The sequence below is a fragment of the Streptomyces sp. NPDC031274 genome (genome assembly GCF_055570235.1).
The window spans coordinates 1-1,091 of sequence record NZ_JBVIHP010000427.1; the positions used below are offsets into that span (position 1 = coordinate 1).

Genomic DNA, 1,091 nt, shown 5'->3' on the forward strand with positions numbered 1-1,091 from the left:
TCATGCCGGCCCTCCGACGGAACATCCGCCCCATTCGATGAGCTGCCAGGGGGCTTCTCGGGACCAGGATGTGGGGTCGATCCGCAATGACGGCACAATAATTCCGGCCCGCGCGAGTGCGGCACGCAATTCCTTCACGGTCTCCTCCGCTTCATCGGCACATGGCGTCGAGTGCGCCTTGCTTTCAGCCAAGACGTGGCTCCCCTTTCCCATCGGATTTCACGCTTCGTGTCTCGACGATGACGGGTCCGGCCTACACTCGGCAGGAGTCTGTGCTCTACAACTGCAGGGCAGCGGAGGGTGGTTGGCCGTGGCCAATGGTTCGAATGGGCCATTCGGAAACCGCGGTTGGATGTCGCGCGGCGGATCGATGGGCTCCTGCAAACCGGGGCTATTCCGAGCGGGCCTGGCGGAAGCTGATCGATGACAAGCGGTATGCGGAATACTTCACGGCTGTTCTGAGCGCCGCTTAGGCAGAGGCGCGGGCGCGGGGAACTGCGCGACAAACCCGAACGCCCCCGCGGGAACGGTCAAATACGGTCAGATACCAAGCCCCAGCCCTTCCCTGCGGTACCGAACCTCAACACCGCCTCCGTCCACGCCCGCCTCGCCCACCACCACGAACCCCGCACGGGCAAGTACCGCCCGGGACCCCGCGTTCCCCGCGTCTGTCGCCGCCCGCAGGGCGGTAAGCCCGTACTCCGCGGCGGCGACCCCGCACACCTGCCGTACGGCGCCCGTGGCGAGGCCGCGGCCCGCCGCGCTCTCGGCGATGCGGTAGCCGAGTTCGGCCTCGCCGTCCGCCACGTCGACGAGATTGACCCGCCCGAGCACCGCGCCCTCACCGTCGACGATGACGTGGAAGTGGCAGGTCCCTGCGGCCTGTTCGGCGAGCAGGGCCTGGTGGCGTGCGTCGAACTCGGCGAAGTAGGCGTCGCCGCGGTCGGGGACGGACTTCGCGAAGTAGTCGCGGTTCCCGCGCTCGAAGGCGAGCAGGGCGGGAGCGTGATCGGGGCGCAGACGCTGCAGTTCGGGCATGCCGGAACGCTAACCCCGCGGCTCCTGCTGCCGCACCGGAAAATACTGGCGCG

At 68.1% G+C, this 1,091-nt stretch carries 1 protein-coding gene; it reads right to left on the minus strand.

The annotated features are described in order from the left end of the window. Positions 1 to 540: 540 nt before the first annotated feature. Complete coding sequence (locus ACZ5CR_RS46915) at positions 541 to 1,038, minus strand: GNAT family N-acetyltransferase (protein ID WP_468870180.1); 498 nt, start codon at positions 1,036 to 1,038, stop codon at positions 541 to 543. Between the last annotated feature and the right edge of the window lie 53 nt (positions 1,039 to 1,091).

What these genes read in the sequence shown, in the direction of transcription:
- ACZ5CR_RS46915 (WP_468870180.1), bottom strand. Translation starts at nt 1,038, where the DNA reads ATGCCCGAACTGCAGCGTCTGCGCCCCGATCACGCTCCCGCCCTGCTC.